18 protein-coding genes are annotated in these 15,899 nt (G+C 58.5%); all 18 read right to left on the reverse strand.

Features of this window, described 5'->3' with window-relative positions:
* Positions 1-22: 22 nt before the first annotated feature.
* The 18 genes from GOB83_RS11985 to GOB83_RS12070 all read right to left on the reverse strand — a co-directional run bounded on the left by GOB83_RS11985 (position 23) and on the right by GOB83_RS12070 (position 15,883).
* Positions 23-421 carry a hypothetical protein gene (locus GOB83_RS11985; RefSeq protein ID WP_165926235.1) on the reverse strand — a complete coding sequence of 133 codons (399 nt, stop codon included), beginning with the start codon at positions 419-421 and terminating at the stop codon, positions 23-25.
* Positions 418-666, reverse strand: a complete 249-nt coding sequence (gene icmT / locus GOB83_RS11990) for an IcmT/TraK family protein (RefSeq protein WP_095350343.1) — start codon at positions 664-666, stop codon at positions 418-420. Before icmT ends, GOB83_RS11985 begins: the two co-directional genes overlap by 4 nt.
* Positions 666-1,781, reverse strand: a complete 1,116-nt coding sequence (locus tag GOB83_RS11995) for an ATPase, T2SS/T4P/T4SS family (RefSeq protein ID WP_165926236.1) — start codon at positions 1,779-1,781, stop codon at positions 666-668. Before GOB83_RS11995 ends, icmT begins: the two co-directional genes overlap by 1 nt.
* Entirely contained in the window at positions 1,778-2,149 is a 372-nt protein-coding gene (locus GOB83_RS12000; protein WP_165926237.1) for a hypothetical protein, read from the reverse strand. The genes GOB83_RS11995 and GOB83_RS12000 overlap by 4 nt, the downstream gene beginning before the upstream one ends.
* On the reverse strand, positions 2,146-3,294 hold the full coding sequence (locus tag GOB83_RS12005; RefSeq protein WP_165926238.1) for a secretion/conjugation apparatus DotM-related subunit: 1,149 nt from the start codon (positions 3,292-3,294) through the stop codon (positions 2,146-2,148). Before GOB83_RS12005 ends, GOB83_RS12000 begins: the two co-directional genes overlap by 4 nt.
* Positions 3,291-4,220: a type IV secretion system DotC family protein gene (locus GOB83_RS12010; protein ID WP_165926239.1), complete on the reverse strand. Its 930-nt coding sequence runs from the start codon at positions 4,218-4,220 to the stop codon at positions 3,291-3,293. Before GOB83_RS12010 ends, GOB83_RS12005 begins: the two co-directional genes overlap by 4 nt.
* Positions 4,213-4,614: a DotD/TraH family lipoprotein gene (locus tag GOB83_RS12015; protein WP_165926240.1), complete on the reverse strand. Its 402-nt coding sequence runs from the start codon at positions 4,612-4,614 to the stop codon at positions 4,213-4,215. Before GOB83_RS12015 ends, GOB83_RS12010 begins: the two co-directional genes overlap by 8 nt.
* Positions 4,615-4,709: 95 nt before the next feature.
* Entirely contained in the window at positions 4,710-5,411 is a 702-nt protein-coding gene (locus GOB83_RS12020) for a transglycosylase SLT domain-containing protein (RefSeq protein WP_242005851.1), read from the reverse strand.
* Positions 5,412-5,515: 104 nt separating this feature from the next.
* Positions 5,516-6,763, reverse strand: a complete 1,248-nt coding sequence (pilV, locus tag GOB83_RS12025; protein ID WP_165926241.1) for a shufflon system plasmid conjugative transfer pilus tip adhesin PilV — start codon at positions 6,761-6,763, stop codon at positions 5,516-5,518.
* Positions 6,764-7,231 (reverse strand): type IV pilus biogenesis protein PilM, encoded by a 468-nt coding sequence (pilM, locus tag GOB83_RS12030; RefSeq protein ID WP_165926242.1) that lies wholly within the window; start codon positions 7,229-7,231, stop codon positions 6,764-6,766. It abuts the gene before it with no gap.
* Positions 7,232-7,236: 5 nt separating this feature from the next.
* Entirely contained in the window at positions 7,237-7,749 is a 513-nt protein-coding gene (locus tag GOB83_RS12035; protein WP_165926243.1) for a type 4 pilus major pilin, read from the reverse strand.
* A gap of 33 nt (positions 7,750-7,782) precedes the next feature.
* Positions 7,783-8,898: a type II secretion system F family protein gene (locus GOB83_RS12040; protein WP_165926244.1), complete on the reverse strand. Its 1,116-nt coding sequence runs from the start codon at positions 8,896-8,898 to the stop codon at positions 7,783-7,785.
* Entirely contained in the window at positions 8,892-10,574 is a 1,683-nt protein-coding gene (locus GOB83_RS12045) for an ATPase, T2SS/T4P/T4SS family (protein ID WP_165926245.1), read from the reverse strand. The genes GOB83_RS12040 and GOB83_RS12045 overlap by 7 nt, the downstream gene beginning before the upstream one ends.
* A 3-nt stretch (positions 10,575-10,577) precedes the next feature.
* Positions 10,578-11,660 carry a hypothetical protein gene (locus GOB83_RS12050; protein ID WP_408737447.1) on the reverse strand — a complete coding sequence of 361 codons (1,083 nt, stop codon included), beginning with the start codon at positions 11,658-11,660 and terminating at the stop codon, positions 10,578-10,580.
* Positions 11,661-11,791: 131 nt separating this feature from the next.
* Positions 11,792-12,061, reverse strand: coding sequence for a hypothetical protein (locus GOB83_RS12055; RefSeq protein WP_165926247.1), 270 nt, complete (start codon positions 12,059-12,061; stop codon positions 11,792-11,794).
* Positions 12,062-12,384: 323 nt separating this feature from the next.
* On the reverse strand, positions 12,385-14,106 hold the full coding sequence (locus GOB83_RS12060) for a pilus assembly protein PilN (protein WP_165926248.1): 1,722 nt from the start codon (positions 14,104-14,106) through the stop codon (positions 12,385-12,387).
* Positions 14,103-14,921: a TcpQ domain-containing protein gene (locus tag GOB83_RS12065; RefSeq protein ID WP_165926249.1), complete on the reverse strand. Its 819-nt coding sequence runs from the start codon at positions 14,919-14,921 to the stop codon at positions 14,103-14,105. Before GOB83_RS12065 ends, GOB83_RS12060 begins: the two co-directional genes overlap by 4 nt.
* A complete protein-coding gene (locus GOB83_RS12070; RefSeq protein ID WP_165926250.1) occupies positions 14,918-15,883 on the reverse strand; it encodes a TrbG/VirB9 family P-type conjugative transfer protein in 966 nt (321 codons plus the stop codon). The genes GOB83_RS12065 and GOB83_RS12070 overlap by 4 nt, the downstream gene beginning before the upstream one ends.
* Positions 15,884-15,899: the final 16 nt, after the last annotated feature.

Here is a 15,899-nt window from a genome sequence, read left to right on the forward strand (position 1 = left end):
GTACTCCTGTGAAGAGCTGCGATCATACGGGCATGGGTTGTGACGCCGGGGCGGCGCAGAGCGTGTTGGCGTGACGCTCAAGAGTGTCGAGCAAGATCAGGCCCTGTGCATCTGCGACACTTTGCAGGGTCTGATCGGTGCACAGGATAACCAGAGAGAGGGGCGCATGATGGACTGCGTGCAGGCGCTGTCCGCACAGGGCGTTGCGGTCCGGCTCAATGGCGAGACCGAAGCTGACCTGTCCTGCGCGGGCTTTCCAGGTTTCTTCCGCCATCCGCATGAGGACGGGCAGCAGACAGTCGGGTGCCAACAGACGACGGGGCGTGAACACCGTATTGTCTGTCGCACTCAGGACGATGTGATACGAGGCGTTCTCCAGCAGGCTGGCGAGGGCGTCGATGAGCCGTTCGATGGGGATCATGCGTAATCCCTCTGTTTCCAGCGGGGCAGGCGCGGTCGGTGCGCGCCAATCACGAGCACCCGTGCCATGCGGCATGCTACGGGCAGGGTGAGGCCCATCCAGGCCAGAAACCCGAACAGGACGGTAATCACGACCGCCGCAATGAAAGTCCATATGCGCATGTGGGCCAGCCAGAACACCATGCCCAGCAGGCAGCGACAGTCGACAACGAAGAAGTAGACGGGCTTTGCGGAGTGACGCCACATCAGTGCAGTTCCTTCATGGCACGGGCTGCAATGTCATCACTGATGCGGCCCTGAGCGTGGACATCCTTGATGGACTGCTCGAAGGTCTGGCCGTGTTGTTCGACGAAGCCGCGCACCATATTGGGCCAGCGTGCCTGCGGCGCATCGAGCAGGGCTTCACGGATTTTGCGGTTGAAGGGCAGGAATGAGCGGATGGCGGTACGCTCGCCGTCCGTAGAGCGCAGCAGACGCTGGTTGACGATGAGTTTGAGGTTGTCGACCAGAGCGATGGCGAGGCTGTCACGATCGCCGGCGGGACAGAGAGAGACGACACGGCGGATTGTCGCGGGTGGGTCATTGGTATGCACGGATGTGGTGGTGCGGTGGCCCGAGATGATGGCCTGAATGGTCGCTTCCATGGTTTCGGCGTCACGACACTCGCCGATATTGATGTCGGTGGGTTCCTGACGCATGGCCGCACGGATGAAGTCCGGGAAGGTGGCCAACTGGCGGGGGATCTCTGTCTGCTGAATACTGGCGTTTTTCTGCTCGATCAGATCATAGAAAAGCTCCAGCGGAGCCGCACCTTCGACAATGTCGCAGTGGCAGTCCGGATTTTCGAGACGCTGGCGGGTGACACCCCCCATCAGGGTGGTCTTGCCACTGCCCGTGACGCCACAGATCAGATAGCCGCCGGTCTCCCCTTCCAGAGCTTCGGCCAGACGGGGTTCGACATACTGTTCTTCAAGCGGGGTGGGCTTTTCGGGGAGTGGGCGCAGAATGATCCCGATCCCGTCATTTGAGCCAATGGTCGAGGCGACGGCGTTGACACGGAAACCGTAACGGCGTTGGCGCCGGTCAGGCCAGATAATGTAGCTGGTGTCGATGGCCGCACGCTGGCTCAGCCGTGATGCGCCGGTTGAGGATTTATACATTATCGCCAGTGCGTCTTCGACTTCCCGTGAGGTCCACCGCATGGAGGGCTCGGTATAATTGCGGCCATACGCGCGGATTTTAAGGGCTGTGTCTGTCTGCAGGTGAATACGCGACGCCCCCATTTCGACACAGCTGATCAGGATGGTATCGAGATTGGTGCTCGGGGGAAGGGACTTCAGGCGGTCAATGATGTCGTTCACGAGGGGTCTCCTTCTGATAGCGTGTCAGGGGAGCGGCTTGGGCCGAGGACAAGGGCTTCTATGCTTCGGTGCACCTTGAAGAGATGTCGTGACGGCCGCTCGCCGGGCAGGCTGCTGGAGCCTTGTCGCAGGGCGGCGACATAGGCGGTAATGGGCTGGCGCAGTGCCTCGGGGGCGTTGGAGACGTCGTAGCCGTAATAAAGAGCGAAGCGGTAAACCTGATCGAGTTGACCGAGGGCTGTCGCCATGGCGGCGTCGAGCTGGCTGTCGCGCAGCATGTAGGTTTTGATGACCCAGCTGCGTAGTGCCTGAGTCGTGCTGCGGGCGGCGAGATAGAGGGCGCCAAGTTGCATGTCGGGAGAGGTCATGACGGCTTCCGGTCGGTTTTGAGCAGGGTATCGAGTGTTGCGCTGATGTTGGGCTCGGACAGTGGTGCACCCAGACGACATTCCGCGCGCCAGTGTTCCAGCGCTCCGGCCGCCTCCGTGCAGGCTGTCGTGATGATTGCGTGCTTGGGGCGGCCGGGCATGGGGTATGGCAGGGCGGAGAGGATCAGCCAGAGATCACGATCAACAAGCTGGATGATCGAGAAGAGACTGGGGTTGAGGACACCGGCCTTCTGGCGTGCGGCCTGAAGGAGTGCCATCAGAACCGTGCGTGACCAGGCGTGTCCCTGAGCAATCTGGAGACCGATCTGCCAGTCGCCTGACGCCAGCGCGTTTTTCAGGGTCGCGATGGTTTTGCGCGGAATAGTGAGCGGTGCGGTAATCTCTCCCCTGTGCCACCGGCCAGAGAGTGCGTGCGACAGGGTTTCAAGCAGTTTCCGGGCTTCTTCGACGCGACGGGCACAGACAAGCGTGAAGACCATGAACAGGCACTGTTCGACGGGGCTAAGGCTTTGTGGGCCGGCCCATGGACGTCCGAGCTGTGCTGCCAGCGCGCTCTGGGCGGCTAAGGCATATGCGTCGGTACCTGGCGTGTCGCCTGCGTGACGGGCCAGCCATTCCTGTGGACGCAGGAACGGATCCATGGGGCGGAGTGGTTTTGTCGCAGCCGGGGGTTCACGGAGTTTCGCGCTGTAGCCGATCCATGCCTGTCCGATGGGATGACTCTGCGCGAGTGCGTGTTTCATGCCATCCAGACCGAACTGGTTACGGTAGATCGTGCCAGGTGCCCGTGTTGCACAGAGCAGTGCAGAGACAGCAAACAGGGCCAGAACCGGAAACAGTGTCAGAAAGCCGGTAATGCCCAGCAGCTGCCAGAGTGTTGCCGCACTGACTTTCGCGGGATTGGCCCGTGACATCCTGTCGAGCAGAGGGGCGTAGCTGTCTGTAAACAGGGAAGCGATATGCAGGATTATGCGCTGCTCGAACAGGACGGCCATGACGATCTGCGTGTGCGCCACTTGCCACAGAATGTAGGCCACAACACAGAGCATGAAGAGTGAGCCGCCGATCAGGAACAGGATCTGTTCTACCCCGGTCTCCCGCCCTGGAGCGCTCATGCGGTTCATGGCGCATCCTCCCCGACATGCCAGTGGGCGCGGTTCGCATCGAGGCCGGGCTGGGAGCGGATACGGATTTCTGTGTCGTCTTCGCGCAGCACGTCCTTGCCGCCGGTGGTGTCGCGCTGGAAGAATGCGACTTCGGGGGCTTCGACCTTGCCAGCCTTCAGGAGTACCCGGTAGCGGGCCATACCGATCAGATCGTGTTCAAGGCGGGCGAGGTCGTCGAGAAAGATTTCAACAGCCTGTCGCTCCCCGGCCGCCCAGCCGCGGGCGACACCTTCGCGCCAGACTTCCACCTCATGGCGGGTTCTGGGGCGGACGGCGTCTGGCGGCGTTTCGGGCATTGAAATGGAGCGGACGAGCCATGTACGCCATTGGGGAGGGGCTGAGACAAGTTGAGCTTCGCGGGTGACGCGGAAGATCCGTCGTGTCTCGCGCGCCGTCTGTCCGGATGGATCAAGGGCCATGGCCATCTGGGCTTCGGAGACGACAGGAGGACGCAGAAGGGTCTGCCCGCTTCCTGCAGGCAGGACGAGGGGGCGGAAGTCGAAGGTCTGGTCGAGTGTCGTCTCATATCGGCCGAGCATGTCGTTCAGCGCGAAAGAACGGGCTGCCAGTCCACCTTGTGCGCCGTAGGCCCATGCGGCCTGTCGCACGGCGTCGTCATGATCCGTACCGGTTTCTGCGCGGGGAGAGTAGCCCGGCCGGACGGCCATCAGCGCTTCCATGGAGGGTGGGCGTGTCGTGTCACTGATGTGCGGCGTCTCGGCCGCGCCAGTCAGCGGTGTGTCGATCGGGCTTGCAGCACCGGGCGATAGGGTAGGTGTGGAGGGTACGGGTAGCGCGACCGGTCCGCTGGATGCTGCATAAGAGGGTGTCGCCATGATCAGCGCGAGCAGGCTGCACCGCAGGTAAATGCCGGGCCTAGCCATGACGCGACACCCTGATTTCATGGGTGGGGATGTTGATGTCCACGACATAGCTCGGGCCTGCGGCGAGGCTGAGTGCGTCAATAAGGCGTGCCTGTGTCGTATTGGTCTGATTGATGGCGACAACCGGGCCGGGACCGGTGTCGTCCATGATGAGGCGATAACCGATCTGGCTGGCTATCTGGCGCAGGCCGTTGCGAAGGGTGCCTGTCCAATGCCAGCTGACCGGCTTTTCCAGTTCGGCAGGCAGCACGGAACCGGGGCGGCGGACGGGGTAACGGGTTTCGGCCAGAGCGTTGGCCTGCGCATCGAGGGTGGCCATCTGCTGGCCGAGGGTGGGGTGTTGCGGTGGAGGGGGCCGGTGACAGGCCGCTAATGCAAGGGGAAGGATGAGCATGACGCCTCTGAGGGATGTGTTGTTCATTCCCTCATTGTGCGCTCATCCGTTGTGACGCCGTGCTGATGCGCGGACGCGTTGCGACACCTTCACTCTTAGCCGTGCGGTTGTTGATGAGAGATGCCGACAACGTGGCTCCAGACCTTGAGCTGGTAGGCCTGGTTATGGTCCGGGGTGCGTGAGTTGTAGTTGCCGACGCGCTGCCAGAATTCCCTGGGGTGTTGGGGTGTCTCATCTCCCAGTTCCTTCGCCAGTATCCATGCGCCGATATGGATATTGAGACATCCATCATTGATGATCTGATCGCGCGTAATGCCTTTGGCCGCGAGCTCGCGCAGGTGGGACGAATTGATCTGGGCTGGACCCATGTCATAGGTCCCATTGGTGTTTTTGACGATCTGGCCAACATGCCCCCCTTCTGTTGCCAGAAGGCCTAAAAACAGGGGCACCGAGATCCGATACTGGCTTGCCGCGCTCACTGCGCATGTGCGCAGGTCTGCAGGCAGGGCCGATGGAATGGACAAGGGCACAGAAGGGGAGGGCGGTTTCTGTACATCCACGGGTTTATTCTGGACGGCATAGGCCAGTATCCATGCACCGGCTGCGATATTTATGCAGACATTGCTTTTGACTGCCTCAGGTGAAAACCCGGCTTTTTCCAGAATTGGCAGCCAGCCGGGCTGTATCCCCATGGGACCGATCGCACCGTCATGACTTTTGCGGATGATCTGCAGAATGGATGCGGACTGGACATGGTAGTATTCAGCAATCTGGTCAACGCAGGGTGGTATGATCATGATGGGTCTCGAAGTGCGGGAAACTCAGGGAGTTCAGGCACTACAGACGGAGTTTTCCGTGCTGCAGTACCTGTCCCGGGTTGAGGTGGACGCGCTGGTCGCTGTTACTGGTAGACGTGGTAGCAAACGCTGCTGACCCGGTTTTCCGGACTGATGGACCAGCCCTGACCAGCGGGGACGACAAACGTCATGGTCTGATCGACACGTGAGTTGTCACCACTCCACTCGATATGCGCCACCGACTGGCCGTTGACATAGGCATCTGCGGTAGCACCTTTATGGCCGGCATAGACAACGGCCTCGACCAGAATGGGCAGGTCTGACGAGTTCAGAGTGTAATAGCTCCAGTTATCACAGGACGCCTGAATGAGCGTGGAAAAGGACGCGCCGAGAACTCTCCAGCTTCCGTTCACACAGTTTAGCGTGTTTCCGTTCTGATCCCGGGCGAGATCTCCGGTCTGGGTTGTGAACGTGTCCTGGGCATTATTGGACTCAACGCTGTCCATTACGCCGGTATTGATGGCGACCCCATCGCATGGTGCGCCATTTTGCGCGATATAATTGGGACGGAACACCTGCCCACGAATGTCTTTGGTAGCGTTTACCCGTCCGTCTTCGCTGATGTAGGCGTTGGCATTTTTATTATCATCGTCACTCCCGGCACTCAGGGCGCCATAGGCATGCACATCCCCGGCGCTGTTGATATTGTTCCCCGTCATATTCAGGGGGGCATTCATGGCGTTGAGCTCCTCATGGCCGGAGATGGCATCCCGGTAGAGATAGTTGGGGTTGTTGTCGGCATCATCAGCTGATGCCACCAGTCCGACCAGATGGCCTGCACCGGGATTGGGGAAGCCGGAAATTGTCTGGGACCATGTGCCACTGGCCCCAACGGCCATATTGGAATTCAGGCCATTCATCAGGCCGTTTGGCGGGACATAACCCCCTTGAGCGCCCGCTTTGAGGGCAATGGCGACAGCATCCTTGGGGGAAAGGGTAAGGCCGCCGTAGGAAATGATGCGACCGTCCAGCACGCCACTGTCTGATTGCGTGATGTATGCTGTCCAGGTCTGATTGTAGGGGTTGGTGCTGGTGAACCCGGCCGGGAGGTCGCGTTCCTTGATCAATGTGGCCAGAGACACAGCTGTGGAGCTGCCAACCGGAATGGTGTTGATCAGTTCATTGCTATGGGCGCGGATATATTTTTTGACGCCGGCAAGGAGAATATCAAACTGTCCTCCCGTTACGGCGATGACGGAACGGTTATTCGCATCCTGCGTCATGCTGTAATAGCGGGCTGTTGGCCATAACGACACCAGAATGGCTGCGAGTACGGCAATAATGGACGCCATCTAGAACCTCGGACCTGTGAATGTGACAACAGAGATGATGTCCCCTTCCGGGACAGAGACTGGCAGGTTCCCCATGTTGCCAAAAAATGGGGAAGACCAGCTTGTATCGTGTGCGATCCCGATGCTTCGGTCGCCATCGGCCAGCCGGATCGTGTCTGCAATGACGTCTGGTGGGAGAGCCATCCAGGTTACGATGGTCGTCCCATCTTTCCCTTTGGACACATCATTCCCCACACCAGGCAGAAAGAGCGTTTCATTGGCCATGCCAATATCCGACAGGTTCAGGCTTCCCGAGAAGTCCGGGTGTCGGTCTACGTACGATTGCACAGCACTTCGGTAAGCCAGCCATTGTTGGGCTGCGTTGCTGGGTTCTTCGTAGATGGTCTGCTGCAGGGCCAGAGTAGCTAGCCCTTTCGTGTCAGCAAACGCACCCAGAATGAGAGAAAAGGCGAGAATGATATAGGCCATGGCCCTTAGCTATCGTGTTCGAACGCAATTGATGCCGTCGATGAGGAGGCGCCAGCATCGCAGGCCATGGCGATCCCTGCTGCCGCGGCATTGTTCGTCGGGTCGATCGTTGTGCCATTGACGCTCACCATGTTGGCACTTTGTGACCGCGCAAAGGTTGCACAGTCATCGCTGGACACATCGCTCCATGTGGCCATGAAACCCATGCCGTTGCTGGTCGGGCTCAGGGAAACATATGAGTTGGGCCATGGACCTTTGATGGTGCTACCATCCCCTGTGAGCATTCCTTTGGGAACGAGCCCGGCTTTGATGGCAACCGTATTATTGAGGCCACTGAAGTTTCTGGCAGTCAGGCCACCTTGGAAAAAGCCGTCAATATTGGTGACCAGTTCGCTTTCCCAGCTTGCTGCCGTCTGCGCGTTGGACTTGTGGAAAGCTTCATAAACACCGCCCATAACGAGGACCAGTGCCAGAGCCTGAAGGCCGTATTTTGAGAGAATGGAAACAATAAGGTCCATAGTAGGATTTCCTTTTGGAAAATTAAGGGACGTTCAGAAAGAGACGGAGTGCGACAAATCTGCGCCGAGATTGTCACAGGCAGCGCCAAGGATGATGACGAGGCCGATCATGATCAGGAGGAATACGTTTTCCGCCTTTTTTGCGAAGGCAATTGTGCGTTGCTCAGTCGCATTGGCCCATATTGTTGCTGTCTCATGCAGGCGCAGGTAGCCCTCCCTGCTCACCCAGTTGGCTTCCACATCGTCAATGATGCGCGGAGATGGGAATTCGAACCCTGTTGAGAGGAGTGAGTCTGGAAATGTCAGGCCATTGATCGTGAGGTTGGTCAGGATGGCGTCAAGGCGCTCCTTCAGCCATGGAGATGCTCCGACAGCCTGAATCCGCAGTGCCTCCTTGTCTGGCACCTTAGCCAGAACGAGGGAGAGGAACGCCGTGATCCAGATATATCCCTGAACGTCCCGATAGATTGACCATGGCGGGAAACGTTCGAGGATAACGCGGAAATGTCCTGTTGCGCGCCGCAGGCTGGCCCACACGATCAGCGCCATTGAAAGCAGAAGGCCCAGTGTTATGAAGGCAGACCAACCTGACGCGAGGTTGGATGCGACCACGAGAATCTGCTGGCTGGAACTGGGATGTTTGGGTGCCATCGGACCAGAGACCAGACCTGGGAGAATTTCGGTTCCCATGATCCGCAGGAATACAAAGATAATCCCGAGATACATCAGCGGCTGGCTGACGGCTTTCATGGCGGCCTGCATCATGGCGCTGGAGCGCCCTTTTGCCTCACAGAGCAGTTGCAGGGCTGTGGGGAGCGTTCCGGCCTTTGCGCCCGCATACATCAGCATGTATTCATCGTCTGGCACGTAGGGACGGAACGCATCGACGAGCTTTTCGCCGTGATTGAGACGGTAGATGATGTCCTCAATAATCTGCGGGATGACTGTCTGTTTTTTCCGTGCCGCCTGCGCCGCAAACATGCGTAAGATCTGGGTTTCCGGAATATGAATTTTCAGCCGTATTGCCAGCATCTGGTACAGGGTGGAGCGTGCTGTCCAATTGAAGAAGATCAGGGCGTTCAATCTGAACCACAGTGATTTTTTTCTATGCTGCTGCTCATAATCGACATCGGTGTAACGGATCAGCATGATTTCGCTCCCCGTAATGCGCCATCCTCACGGTCCTTCATGACCTTTTCATACGGACGGATGCGGTCGATGGTGGTGTTAACGTCAAAAGGGTCGAGCTTACCTTCCGCGACGAGCTTCATGCCAGCTTCCAGCAGCGATGGATCGGCATCGGGACGCGAGCGATAGCGATGTCGTGCGACACTGACGCCATGTACGACAAAGTCGTTCATGAGCTCTTCGTCAGTTTCGATCACCTCGGCAACACAGGTTCGGCCGGCGATTCCAGTTCCGTAGCAATGCTCGCATCCCGGCCCGATCCTTCTGATCAGGGCGGGATCGGGGCACCACGTCAGAACAGCCTCATTGATGACTTTTGCGAGACGCGCATCGTCAGTCGTCCAGGGAACAGCGCAATGCGGGCATATCACGGGCACAAGTCTTTGCGACACGACGCCGCGTATGAGGGATGGATTACACGTTATGGCGAAACTCAGACGCGTGAAATCCATGATCTGAAGCCTGAGAGGCAGATCAAATGGGTCATCAACGTGGCAGGTGAATGCTACGAAATGGCCGGTTTGCACGGCTGTAAAACAGGTGATTGCCCCATCGACGTCTCGCACTTCTCCCAAACCGATGTCATCGGGGTCCATACGCAAGGTGACGCGCTGACGTTCTCGGAGTACGCGACCATTTTCTTTTTCATCGTCTGTATTGGGAATATCCAGCTGAATAGCCCATGGCATATCCAGTTCCTTGGGTTGTTCAATCGTGACGGTGTTCCGCCCCGGCTGAACGCGCGCTTTCTCAGCCCAGATTTCATAGAGTGTTGTTGTTTTGCCGTGACCGGTCGGTGCGGTAAAAACCAGCCCCCCGGACGGGGACATGGCAATACCCATCAGGCGGTCAATCTGAGCCTGGGTGAAACCGTAATCTATCAGGCGGAGATGACCGGGAGGACCTTTGAGCGGCTGGAGTGTGCTGAAATTCCCCCGGATGCGTCTGTTGACACCCTTTTTGACGGACTGGAGGCGCAGGATCATGAACCATCCGCCCTCTGTCTGAGGAACGCAGGGGCCGCGCACGATACGCACGTTATCCAGACCTGTGCCTTTGAGAACTTCGCCTGAGATGCCGCCATCCTGAAACTGGCTGTCCGTGACGGATGCGGCCTGGGACGAACCCAAACGGTACATTGCACGCATCATGCGGTCAGCAAACGAATTTTCCAGTTCGTGGGCCACCATGTAACGGCCGTTGATGCGACAGGCTACTTCTGTGTGCCGGGATAGTCTCCTGATCCGGATGTCAGAGGAATTGTAGCCACCTATCTCCGTCAGAAGGGCAAGTGCCCGGTCTCTGACTTCAACATCTTCTTTAGGGGTCTCCATAATTGCTGTGTTCTGGTGGGCATGTTCCATGCGTTCCGTGACAGCACTTAGTGGAACGTATTTGACCTTAACCCCCCTGAAACCGTCAACATAACGCAGGTTGTCCAGCCACTGCAGAAAATGGAGACGATCCTGTAACTGTCTGCTGGCAAAAACGGTGCGGTCATCACCATTAGCCTCTATAAAAATCTGCCCTTCCAGACTTCTCGGCATGTCGATCACCACTTGTGCCTGAGGCAGTGGCAGTTCATCAGTTGCAGTCTGATTGGAACGTCCAAACAGGCGGGACCAGATGTTGCCCATGCTTTAGCCTCCCTCGTTTTTTGTGGAGGATGCGGAGCTATCCTTGATGGCGACATGAATCTGATAATCCGTGTTCCGCGCGGCACCCCGTTCATCGGAACTGATTTCACGTCCCAGACGCTCAACAGTGATATTGCGGAAAAAATCCCATGGGATTTCCCGGGGATCGCCCTGCCATGGGAACGTGATCATATAAGCACTTTGCGCGTCTGTATGATCGTCATGGGCAAGATCCGCTGTTTTGACGGACAGGTTGACTTCGGATCGCTGCACAAAGGCGATGAATGATTTAGCATCCCCTGTCGCGTTGCCCGGTGTCCCGCTCACCTTCTCAAAAGGCAGGAGTGGGTAATGGGACCGGACCGAGTTGCCATTATTGAGCATCAAACCAACCGGGGCATCGGCGAGGGTGCCTCCTGAGCGGACCCACAGGACGCTTACGGTTCTTCCCGCACACTCCCAGGTCTTCAGCGTCCAGCCATTCTTGAAGGGTGGTAGCGAATAGGCAGTGTGCATGCAGATTTTTACCCACTCGGCGGCCGAAGGCCCTTCCTGGGTGGCCGCATGGGCTTTTTGCTGCTGCAGAAGGAAATTACGGCGGGCTTCATCGCGTAGGTGTGCGAGGTTGCGCTCGTGCAGGACATGAAAGCTTTGCAAGGCGATCAGACCAGCAACCCCCAGAACGCCAGCCGTAATATAGTAGGGCCTTAAGGAGACGGAGCGTATGGAGACTGGCGCGGCCGGAAGGGCTGCAAGAAAGTCATCAGCCTTTTCCGGTGTGACAAGAACTTTTTGCCTGAAAGTAAAACCAGCCAGAGAGGACCGATAACCTTCGAGATCGTCATCTGCGAAAAAGCTATCCGAGCCGGGCAGGGGCGATCCATTTTCGTCCGTAGCCATGACCCAGGTTCCAGAGGGACCAAAGTCACATTCGACGCACGTCAAAGGCTCACACTGCGCGAGGACTGCAAGCAGGAGACTTTCTTTTCGGGCTTTCCCGGCCTTCTGATCGGCGAGTTTTTCATCGACGACTTTCAGATAGCCAACTCGGTTGGGCAGCTGTTGCGCGCGCACATAGTCTGTCATGCCCATCGCCAGTGCTTCCCCTCGGATGGTGCGCAGAGATGGGCGCCGGGCGTGTGGCACCCAGCGCATTCCGCTCACGAAAACACGGCTTCCGTTTGAGAGGGTGAATAATACGGCCATTGTTCCGCTCCCTATAGGGGGTTTTCCGAGGAGGACTGCGGGACGGGCTTACTGGACGGCAGGGAATAGTGTTTGCCGTTCCGGGTCACGATGACCGTGCCACTCTGGGTGATGGTCGTCACGACGCTGCCATCGGGGAGTGTCGTCCCTTTCATGGCTTCGAGGGATTGCCCATCGGGAAGACGGATCATGCCCGTGATGACGTTCCCCCCTTCCCATAAAACTCCGTCGACACTGGCCTTGGGACGAGGGTCTTCGGTCTTGTCCTGAGACGGCATCATGTCAGGCCTGGGCATCGCTACGGGACGTTGCTGTGGAAACGGCATATGTGCGGATGAGGCCTCATTGCGCACGGCAGGTGCCTGATAAGCCGCACCGCCATTTTTTGTCCGCCGCTCATTGTCGGCTATGGCGGCCAGTCCTTCAGAGATTTTTTTCTGTGTATCAACGATGGCCAGACAGGCGTTGTTCGCATCGAGCTGCTCCTGAGAGAGCCGGCCGTCAGCTCCTGGCTCCTGCAGATGCTGTGTGCAATCGGGAGGTGCTGCCCGCGATACAGCGGGGAGGCTCACTGTGAGTGCGAGTGAGGCGATAAGGGCTTTTTTCATAGGGTGTGGGCCTCAACAGTGACGACGACGTGGGTTTTATCGAGGGTTGCGTCTCCACCGCCGCCAAGGATCCAGTCCATGGCAGAACCGACGCCGTTGTGTTTGCGGGAGGTCGCGTCATCGACATAGCCGCTCAGAACCAACGTGCTGTTGTTTTGCAATGCGACGGTGTCATCCAAAGATGTGCTGGATGTTTTGGGAGCCTGGATAGAGGAGCCACCGCTTGAGATGGTGGTGATGGTCTGGAGTGTCTGCAGCAGGAAGTTCAGGTGCAGCAGTATCCGGCTATCAACGATTTTGGGTGTTACTGACCCCATGAACCCGGACATTACGACACCGGGGGACAGGGAGTTGGAACTGCCCGAGTTGGTTGCGAGCACGGATGAGCTGTTGGCCAGATAGGTCGTATTGATGCCGTTCTGGAACGGAGCTGTCTGATTGTTCGTCGTGACAACGGAGCGGTCGTATTGCTCGGTGACATGCCCCAGCTGCTGCAACGCCTGCACGACCACCTTCGATCCTGAGAAAAGTCCGCCTGTCCCTTTCCCTGTATCCAGAATGGATGCGCCGAACGAAAAGGGTGTGTCTGAGGTCTGGAGCTGCGGCATTGTGGCCGGCGTGGATGTGATGCCGAGCAGGCCGCCATGGGAGGAGAAGGACAGTGTCGGGCTGAACCCGTAGTTGCTCTCGCGGGTAATCTTGACAGTATAGACATGCACTTCGACAGCGACCTGCTTAAGCATGTCGTCACGCAGTCCCTGAACCCAGTCTTCCACGCGTGCAATCTGGTCTGGCGTGCCGGTCACGGAGACGGTCCCCAGTCCCTCATCCGCGATCACACGGGCATCACCCGCGATGACAGCGGCCGTTTTCTGGATCGTCTGCCAGCGGTTTGTCTTGCTGTGTGCCGTGATGGACGCCATGCCGGACGACTGGCCTGAGGACCCGCCGTTGCCGTTCATGCCGCCACCAGACATCCCGCCGGACATCATGGCACTGCCGCCACCCATCCCCATGCCCATACCGGACGAGCCGCTGCCACCCCCAGTGTAGGCAACGATTGAGGAGTCAGACGTCGTGTCCCCGGAAAATGCCGGGATTGACCATGTCTTTGTCAGCGTGCGGTAAAACTCAACCTGCCCGTTTGTCCAGCGTTGCCACACACCAAAGCGGGTGGCGAGTGTCTGGAAAACGCCTTCACGCGTGCCCTGATACTGGAGCCAGTTCCCGACACCTGACCAGGTTTCACTGTTCGAGGGTCTGCTTTCAGAGCGGGGGGCTGAGCGGCTTTGCCCAACGTCACTGTCAGATCGGGAAGTGCTTCCCGATGCGGCCGGTGGTGGCGGCAGATCTGCTGCACTGTAACTGGAGCCGCCGCCTGAGGAAGCAAAATCCATTTCGGCATCGGGCGTGACACTGACGGGAATATGTGTCACGCGCCCGGCGATGATGGCGGCATCACGCAATGACACTGGCCGTGAAAGGGTAATCCCCGCGGGGTGCAGGAGAATTTCAGGGATTTTTTCGGACTCATGGACGCTTTCTCCAAGCAGCCATGGTTTGTCCGATACCGTTACGACGGGGTTTTGGGGAATTTTGTAGTTTTTGTCCGCTGTTTCGGCATCCCGTTCGACCTTCTGCACGGCCTTGAAATCTGCACATCCGCTCAGCAGCGTCACGCATGATGCGGTGGTCAGGAGTGTAGGAAGGAGTTTCATTCGCCGCGCCCCCCGGGGCTGGTGACGACCAGAGTGTGATTGGGCGTATGGAAGTCGGCGTGAATGCTTTTGCCTTCGTCCGATATGGTGTGGATGATGTCTGTCATGACCTTCTGATAGTCTCCGCTGTATGTGGTCATTGCTGGCACCATCCAGTTCAGATCGTGGGGCCAGAACACTTTCCAGCCTGCGCGGTCACCCCATGCGACCATCTGCTCGCGGATGGGCTGACCTTCGACAAGGGTCCATTCTTCGGCCGGTGGTTTGATGATGGCAGGCGTGGCCGGTCGGGCAGACTGTGGCGCGAGTGGTGTTGCTTTGAGGGGGATCTGACGGACCTGTTCGATATTGGGGATCTTCAGAACAAGGGTCTGTCCATTATGGATCGTGCAGCTTCCAGCCCGTTGCAGGGAGCCGTCCTCAGCGTGTCCATACAGACAGGTCGCCTGAGCATCGTCAGTGTCCAGTTCGAGCAGGAGGTTCTGTCCAACCGGACTGACCGCGTATCGGACACTATGCGCGCCTGGATAGGACATCCCGTCAGGAGAGAGGGCAAAGCCCCGCTCGCGCAGGGTATCGGTGAGCAGCACGGTGGTATGGTTGGGATCGGGTCCCTCGTAAGGAGCGAGCCGAATGATGCTGTTGGGGCCGTCCATGCTGTTGGCGAGGATGTCCGCGATAAAGACAGTCAGTGCCGAGGCATCCCTGAAGGTTGCGCCCGACACGTGAGAAGTCGTGGATGGTGCGTTCTGCGCACATCCGGTGAGCCCGACAAGCAGGATGCCCGTTGCGGCGTGGCGGGTGAGGCGGGTCACTTCGTTCCTCCATGTGTTATGTGGATTTGAGGAGAACCCGCTTCGTTACCAATCAGCAGCGCATCGTCGATGGCGCGGGGGATAACGTAAGAGTCTCCAATGGTGGTGTAATCCTGTGTGGTCTTGCCCGCAGGTGCGACGACAACCAGACGGGGCGCGGCATTGATCCCACCCGGGGGAAACTGAATGAAGGTTTTCCCGGCTTCGCGGTAGACGCGCATGGGCTTCCACGGAGCGTCCCCCGTCATGCGGTAAGCAAAGTCTGGCGTCCCGGTGACCCCGGTTTGAGGCGCAATGTCGGGCTGGCTGAGAGGCTCACCTGGGGCATGGGTGAACGCGATGGTTCTCATGCTGTCTCCCCGGGTGTCCAGGAGCACTTTGTAAGCATGCTGGCTGCCATTGAGGGTCAGGGTCGTCCGGGAGGCGCCTGTGCCGGGATCGATTGCGACGGCCCACCCCTGATGGATACCTTTGCCCCCGCGCACCAGATCGGCGTGCCAGTTGGATGCGTCCTCAACCGTGAGATCAGAGTTCAGGGCGGTTTCACCGCGATCAAGTCTGAGGATGCAGATATCCGGATAATGGCAGTTTATTGTGGGGGTGCCGTCCCCGAAAGCGAACCAGGTCACGCCTCCCTTGCCGACGATTGGCGTCGCATTGCGCGGCGACCCACTACCCGGTGGTGTGGGTGTCGCGGCAGGCTTTGGCGGCGGCGCATGGCTGGCCATGACGCCGCCGCTTTGTAATGCGACACCGGGCCGGATGCGTAGGGCCGGGTCGTCGCCCAGCCGCTGACGCATATTGGCGATGAAGCCGTGGACGCGGTCAATGCTCTGCTGCAAGGCAAGCTCGGCCGATGGCATCCCGGGTGTATCGACGCGCACCGGGGCGGTGTCCGCGTCATGGTCGTGCGTGCATCCACTCAGGATACATAGCGCGGCGAGGAGGTGTGCCTTCTTCATATCCTCAGTATCGCGC

Origin of the sequence: Acetobacter fabarum, assembly GCF_011516925.1 — a bacterium.
Taxonomy (GTDB): domain Bacteria; phylum Pseudomonadota; class Alphaproteobacteria; order Acetobacterales; family Acetobacteraceae; genus Acetobacter; species Acetobacter fabarum.

Coding starts and splice junctions, on each gene's coding strand:
- GOB83_RS12070 (WP_165926250.1), bottom strand. CDS start 15,883: ATGAAGAAGGCACACCTCCTCGCCGCGCTATGTATCCTGAGTGGATGC.
- pilV (WP_165926241.1), bottom strand. CDS start 6,763: ATGGCGTCCATTATTGCCGTACTCGCAGCCATTCTGGTGTCGTTATGG.
- GOB83_RS11985 (WP_165926235.1), bottom strand. CDS start 421: ATGATCCCCATCGAACGGCTCATCGACGCCCTCGCCAGCCTGCTGGAG.
- GOB83_RS12015 (WP_165926240.1), bottom strand. CDS start 4,614: ATGCTCATCCTTCCCCTTGCATTAGCGGCCTGTCACCGGCCCCCTCCA.
- GOB83_RS12055 (WP_165926247.1), bottom strand. CDS start 12,061: ATGATGCCGTCTCAGGACAAGACCGAAGACCCTCGTCCCAAGGCCAGT.
- GOB83_RS12005 (WP_165926238.1), bottom strand. CDS start 3,294: ATGAACCGCATGAGCGCTCCAGGGCGGGAGACCGGGGTAGAACAGATC.
- icmT (WP_095350343.1), bottom strand. CDS start 666: ATGTGGCGTCACTCCGCAAAGCCCGTCTACTTCTTCGTTGTCGACTGT.
- GOB83_RS12060 (WP_165926248.1), bottom strand. CDS start 14,106: ATGAAACTCCTTCCTACACTCCTGACCACCGCATCATGCGTGACGCTG.
- GOB83_RS12040 (WP_165926244.1), bottom strand. CDS start 8,898: ATGCTGATCCGTTACACCGATGTCGATTATGAGCAGCAGCATAGAAAA.
- GOB83_RS12020 (WP_242005851.1), bottom strand. CDS start 5,411: ATGATCATACCACCCTGCGTTGACCAGATTGCTGAATACTACCATGTC.
- GOB83_RS12045 (WP_165926245.1), bottom strand. CDS start 10,574: ATGGGCAACATCTGGTCCCGCCTGTTTGGACGTTCCAATCAGACTGCA.
- pilM (WP_165926242.1), bottom strand. CDS start 7,231: ATGGCCTATATCATTCTCGCCTTTTCTCTCATTCTGGGTGCGTTTGCT.
- GOB83_RS12010 (WP_165926239.1), bottom strand. CDS start 4,220: ATGGCTAGGCCCGGCATTTACCTGCGGTGCAGCCTGCTCGCGCTGATC.
- GOB83_RS12000 (WP_165926237.1), bottom strand. CDS start 2,149: ATGACCTCTCCCGACATGCAACTTGGCGCCCTCTATCTCGCCGCCCGC.
- GOB83_RS12035 (WP_165926243.1), bottom strand. CDS start 7,749: ATGGACCTTATTGTTTCCATTCTCTCAAAATACGGCCTTCAGGCTCTG.
- GOB83_RS12050 (WP_408737447.1), bottom strand. CDS start 11,660: ATGACAGACTATGTGCGCGCGCAACAGCTGCCCAACCGAGTTGGCTAT.